The sequence below is a fragment of the Corynebacterium sp. MSK204 genome (assembly GCF_030229885.1).
GTDB lineage: Bacteria > Actinomycetota > Actinomycetes > Mycobacteriales > Mycobacteriaceae > Corynebacterium.
Genome location: NZ_JASPGQ010000032.1, coordinates 1,466 through 4,767, shown reverse-complemented (window position 1 = coordinate 4,767; position 3,302 = coordinate 1,466). Strand labels below are relative to the sequence as shown.

Annotated in this window: 1 rRNA gene; it reads right to left on the bottom strand. The window is 52.6% G+C overall.

Annotated elements, in window-relative coordinates:
* Window positions 1–11: 11 nt before the first annotated feature.
* Window positions 12–3,084 (bottom strand): 23S ribosomal RNA (locus tag QP908_RS11550).
* Window positions 3,085–3,302 lie beyond the last annotated feature (218 nt).

The following is a 3,302-nucleotide window of genomic DNA, read 5'->3' as shown; positions in this document are numbered from 1 at the left end:
GGGTTGTTGTGGTGTGTTTGTCTTGGTCAATTAGTACCAGTAGCCTTCACACCTTACAGTGCTTCCAAGTCTGGCCTATCTACCCCATAGTCTTTAGGGGACCTCAAAAGAAACCTCATCTTAAAACAGGCTTCCCGCTTAGATGCTTTCAGCGGTTATCCCTTCCGTACGTAGCCAACCAGCACTACCCCTGGCGGGATAACTGGCACACTAGAGGTACGTCCGTCCCGGTCCTCTCGTACTAGGGACAGCCTTCTTCAAGTTTCAACGCGCGCGGCGGATAGAGACCGAACTGTCTCACGACGTTCTGAACCCAGCTCGCGTGCCGCTTTAATGGGCGAACAGCCCAACCCTTGGGACCTACTCCAGCCCCAGGATGCGACGAGCCGACATCGAGGTGCCAAACCATCCCGTCGATATGGACTCTTGGGGAAGATCAGCCTGTTATCCCCGGGGTACCTTTTATCCGTTGAGCGACACCACATCCACAAGTAGGTGCCGGATCACTAGTCCCGACTTTCGTCCCTGCTCGACATGTCTGTCTCACAGTCAAGCTCCCTTGTGCACTTACACTCACCACCTGATTGCCAACCAGGCTGAGGGAACCTTTGGGCGCCTCCGTTACATTTTGGGAGGCAACCGCCCCAGTTAAACTACCCACCAGGCACTGTCCCCAACCCAGATCATGGGCCAAGGTTAGATGCTCAATCCGATCAGAGTGGTATTTCAACAACGACTCCACCACCACTAGCGTGATAGCTTCACAGTCTCCCACCTATCCTACACAAACCGAACCAAACACCAATACCAAGCTATAGTGAAGGTCCCGGGGTCTTTTCGTCCTGCCGCGCGTAACGAGCATCTTTACTCGTAATGCAATTTCACCGGGCCTGTGGTCGAGACAGCAGAGAAGTCGTTACGCCATTCGTGCAGGTCGGAACTTACCCGACAAGGAATTTCGCTACCTTAGGATGGTTATAGTTACCACCGCCGTTTACTGGGGCTTAAATTCTCAGCTTCGCAACAAAAAAGTCACTAACCGGTCCTCTTAACCTTCCAGCACCGGGCAGGCGTCAGTCCATATACATCAACTTAACGTCTTCGCATGGACCTGTGTTTTTGATAAACAGTCGCTTCCCTCTATTCTCTGCGACCCCACAACACTCCAACCGCAAGGGTCTTCACATCACAGGGCCCCCCTTCTCCCGAAGTTACGGGGGCATTTTGCCGAATTCCTTAACCACAGTTCACCCGAACGCCTTAGTATCTTCAACCTGACCACCTGTGTCGGTTTAGGGTACGGGCCATACACACACTCGCTAGAGGCTTTTCTCGACAGTACAGGATCACCACCATCAACCCCACTGGGTCTACGCATCACGCCTCAACCACATGTGTAGCGGATTTACCTACCACACGGCCTACACGCTTACACCACCAATCCACTAAGTGGCGCGGCTACCTCACTGCGTCACCCCATCACTTGAACCACACATCAGGCCCCACGACATCAACACCACCAACACTCAAAGAATGCTTAGTAGCGTATCCGCAGTGGTTAGTATCAGTGCTTTATCATGGGCGCACATGTACGGGTACCAGAATATCAACTGGTTATCCATCGACTACGCCTGTCGGCCTCGCCTTAGGTCCCGACTCACCCTGGGAAGACGAACTTGACCCAGGAACCCTTAGTCATCCGGCGGTAAGGATTCTCACCTTACAATTCGTTACTCATGCCTGCATTCTCACTCGCACACAGTCCACGCCTCCTCACGGTAACGCTTCCACCCATGCACGACGCTCCCCTACCCAAACAACGTAAGTTGCTTGCCGCGGCTTCGGCGGTGTACTTGAGCCCCACTACATTGTCGGCGCAGAACCACTCGACCAGTGAGCTATTACGCACTCTTTCAAGGATGGCTGCTTCTAAGCCAACCTCCTGGCTGTCTTCGCGATCCCACATCCTTTTCCACTTAGTACACCCTTAGGGGCCTTAACCGGCGATCTGGGCTGTTTCCCTCTCGACTATGAAGCTTATCCCCCACAGTCTCACTGCCGCACAACACAATTGATGGCATTCGGAGTTTGGCTGACATTGCTAAGATTGTAGTCCCGCTCAACCAACCAGTCGCTCTACCTCCACCAAGCTAATACGACGCTGCACCTAAATGCATTTCGGGGAGAACCAGCTATCACGGAGTTTGATTGGCCTTTCACCCCTACCCACAGCTCATCCCCGCAGTTTTCAACCTACGTGGGTTCGCGCCTCCACAACCTCTTACAGCTGCTTCACACTGGCCATGGGTAGATCACCCCGCTTCGGGTCCAGGACATGCCACTAAACACCCCATTAGGATTCGGTTTCCCTACGACTACCCCACACGGGTTAACCTCGCGACATGCCGCTGACTCGCAGGCTCATTCTTCAAAAGGCACGCCATCACACAATAAAAAGTGCTCTGACGGATTGTAAGCACATGGTTTCAGGAACTATTTCACTCCCCTCCCGGGGTACTTTTCACCATTCCCTCACGGTACTATCCACTATCGGTCACACTGAGTATTTAGGCTTACCGGGTGGTCCCGGCAGATTCACAACAGATTCCACGAGCCCGTTGCTACTCGGGAACCCAACAACCCCCACATCATCATCTTCAGCTACAGGACTCTCACCTACTCCGGTAGGCCATTCCAAACCACTTCACCTAACAACAATGCGAAAAAGGGCGTGCCACTGGTAGATGACACACAGCTAGGCCCCACAACACCGCACACACAACCCCTACCAGGTATCACATGCACACGGTTTAGCCTCATCCACGTTCGTTCGCCACTACTAGCAGAATCATTATTATTTTCTCCTCCTACGGGTACTGAGATGTTTCACTTCCCCGCGTAACCCCCACAACAGCTATGAATTCACTGAAGGGTAACCCCACATAACCAGGGCCAGGTTTCCCCATTCGGACATCCTCGGATCAACGCTTTATTGACAACTCCCCGAGGCTTAACGCAGCCTTACACGTCCTTCATCGGCTCAGCATGCCAAGGCATCCACCATGCGCCCTCAATAACGAACACACCAACCACCACACACAAACCACACAACCAACAAAAGGTCACGCAATCCGTATATGGCAGCAACAAGTGAACTTGACAAAATAAACAAAAAAGAAAAATCACATCACACACAAAACACCACCAACCACAAAAGGCCGATGGCATCATGCAGATGCTCGCGTCCACTATACAGTTCTCACACAACACCCCGAACCAGCAACAAACACCACCACAACAGA